General features: G+C 51.1%; 17 tRNA genes and 1 rRNA gene. All 18 read left to right on the top strand.

Annotation, left to right across the window (positions count from 1 at the left end):
- Positions 1-77: transfer RNA gene (locus I1959_RS15185), tRNA-Asp, on the top strand.
- A gap of 15 nt (positions 78-92) precedes the next feature.
- Positions 93-168 (top strand) — tRNA-Asn (locus I1959_RS15190).
- Positions 169-172: 4 nt separating this feature from the next.
- Positions 173-247: transfer RNA gene (locus I1959_RS15195), tRNA-Thr, on the top strand.
- Between the two features lie 7 nt (positions 248-254).
- Positions 255-339: transfer RNA gene (locus tag I1959_RS15200), tRNA-Tyr, on the top strand.
- A gap of 13 nt (positions 340-352) precedes the next feature.
- A tRNA-Gly gene (locus I1959_RS15205) sits at positions 353-426 on the top strand.
- A 16-nt stretch (positions 427-442) separates the two neighbouring features.
- Positions 443-519, top strand: a tRNA-Arg gene (locus tag I1959_RS15210).
- Between the two features lie 7 nt (positions 520-526).
- A tRNA-Gln gene (locus I1959_RS15215) sits at positions 527-602 on the top strand.
- 10 nt (positions 603-612) lie between these two features.
- Positions 613-688: transfer RNA gene (locus I1959_RS15220), tRNA-Lys, on the top strand.
- 4 nt (positions 689-692) lie between these two features.
- A tRNA-Ser gene (locus tag I1959_RS15225) sits at positions 693-781 on the top strand.
- 14 nt (positions 782-795) lie between these two features.
- Positions 796-886: transfer RNA gene (locus I1959_RS15230), tRNA-Ser, on the top strand.
- 10 nt (positions 887-896) lie between these two features.
- Positions 897-973 (top strand) — tRNA-Pro (locus I1959_RS15235).
- A 9-nt stretch (positions 974-982) separates the two neighbouring features.
- Positions 983-1,059 (top strand) — tRNA-Ile (locus tag I1959_RS15240).
- Positions 1,060-1,071: 12 nt separating this feature from the next.
- Positions 1,072-1,147: transfer RNA gene (locus I1959_RS15245), tRNA-Trp, on the top strand.
- A 28-nt stretch (positions 1,148-1,175) separates the two neighbouring features.
- A tRNA-Pro gene (locus I1959_RS15250) sits at positions 1,176-1,252 on the top strand.
- 7 nt (positions 1,253-1,259) lie between these two features.
- Positions 1,260-1,336 (top strand) — tRNA-Ile (locus I1959_RS15255).
- A 6-nt stretch (positions 1,337-1,342) separates the two neighbouring features.
- Positions 1,343-1,418: transfer RNA gene (locus I1959_RS15260), tRNA-Phe, on the top strand.
- 9 nt (positions 1,419-1,427) lie between these two features.
- Positions 1,428-1,504, top strand: a tRNA-Met gene (locus I1959_RS15265).
- A gap of 121 nt (positions 1,505-1,625) precedes the next feature.
- Positions 1,626-1,953, top strand: a 16S ribosomal RNA gene (locus I1959_RS15270); the annotation flags it as partial.

Raw genomic sequence — 1,953 nt, forward strand, 5'->3', positions numbered from 1 at the left:
GGCCTGGTAGTTCAGCTGGTTAGAATGCCAGCCTGTCACGCTGGAGGTCGAGGGTTCGAGTCCCTTCCAGGTCGCCACTTAATTAAATACGCGGGAATATGGCTCAGTTGGTAGAGCAATTGACTGTTAATCAATGGGTCACAGGTTCGAGTCCTGTTATTCCCGCCAATATGCTGGTGTGGCTCAACGGTAGAGCAGCTGACTTGTAATCAGCAGGTTGTAGGTTCGATTCCTATCACCAGCTCCATGAATACGGAGGATTTCCCGAGCGGCCAAAGGGGGCAGACTGTAAATCTGTTAGCATTGCTTTCGGTGGTTCGAATCCACCATCCTCCACCACTTAATTAAATATGCGGGTGTAGCTCAATGGTAGAGTTCCGGCCTTCCAAGCCGGCTGTGAGGGTTCGATCCCCTTCACCCGCTCCAAATTATTCTATAATGTGGGTGCATAGCTCAGCTGGATAGAGCAACGCCCTTCTAAGGCGTGTGTCCGGGGTTCGAATCCCTGTGCGCTCACCACATTTATAGGGGATTCGCCAAGTCGGTAAGGCATAGCACTTTGACTGCTACATGCGTAGGTTCGAGTCCTGCATCCCCTGCCAAATTTAATATGACCCATTAGCTCAGTCGGTAGAGCACCTGACTTTTAATCAGGGTGTCCCGCGTTCGAGTCGCGGATGGGTCACCAATACGGAGAGGTGTCCGAGTGGTTTAAGGAGCTGGTCTTGAAAACCAGTGATGCTTAACGGCACCGTGGGTTCGAATCCCACCCTCTCCGCCATTAACTAAATAAACGGAGAAGTACTCAAGTGGCTCAAGAGGAACCCCTGCTAAGGGTTTAGGCTGGGTAACCGGTGCGAGGGTTCGAATCCCTCCTTCTCCGCCATTATTTTTTTCGAGGTGTAGCGCAGTTTGGTAGCGCACATGGTTTGGGACCATGGGGCCGGGGGTTCGAGTCCCTTCACCTCGACCAAAAAAATGTGGGCCATTAGCTCAGTTGGTTAGAGCGCCCGGCTCATAACCGGTAGGTCTGGGGTTCGAGTCCCTGATGGCCCACCACATTTTTTTTATAGGGGTGTAGCTCAGTTGGTAGAGCGTCGGTCTCCAAAACCGTGCGCCGGGGGTTCGAGTCCCTCCACCCCTGCCAATTAATTTCTATAAAAAATAAAGAATTTCGAGGTGTAGCGCAGTTTGGTAGCGCACATGGTTTGGGACCATGGGGCCGGGGGTTCGAGTCCCTTCACCTCGACCAAAAAAATGGGCCTATAGCTCAGGTGGTTAGAGCGCACGCCTGATAAGCGTGAGGTCGCTGGTTCGAGTCCAGCTAGGCCCACCAAGGTGCGCCCAGATAGCTCAGTCGGTAGAGCAGGGGACTGAAAATCCCCGTGTCGGTGGTTCGATTCCGCCTCTGGGCACCATTAAATCGTGGCGGTATAGCTTAGTTGGCTAGAGCGTTCGGTTCATACCCGAAAGGTCACAGGTTCGACTCCTGTTACCGCTACCATGTAGATTTAAGAACTTTGAAAATTAAACAGTAGGTTAATTTATATAACTGATTCTTAAAAGAATCGAAAACAAACCAAGCCAGATATTCAGATAATGATAGTCTGAGCAGGTAACAACTTTTATTTGAGAGTTTGATCCTGGCTCAGGATGAACGCTGGCGGCGTGCCTAACACATGCAAGTCGAGCGATTTACTTCGGTAAAGAGCGGCGGACGGGTGAGTAACGCGTGGGTAACCTGCCCTGTACACACGGATAACATACCGAAAGGTATGCTAATACGAGATAACATGAGAGAGTCGCATGGCTTTCTTATCAAAGCTTTTGCGGTACAGGATGGACCCGCGTCTGATTAGCTAGTTGGTAAGGTAACGGCTTACCAAGGCGACGATCAGTAGCCGACCTGAGAGGGTGATCGGCCACATTGGAACTGAGACACGGTCCAAACTC

It is taken from the genome of Romboutsia sp. 1001285H_161024_C4, from assembly GCF_015550185.1.
Taxonomy (GTDB): Bacteria; Bacillota; Clostridia; order Peptostreptococcales; family Peptostreptococcaceae; genus Romboutsia_C; species Romboutsia_C hominis.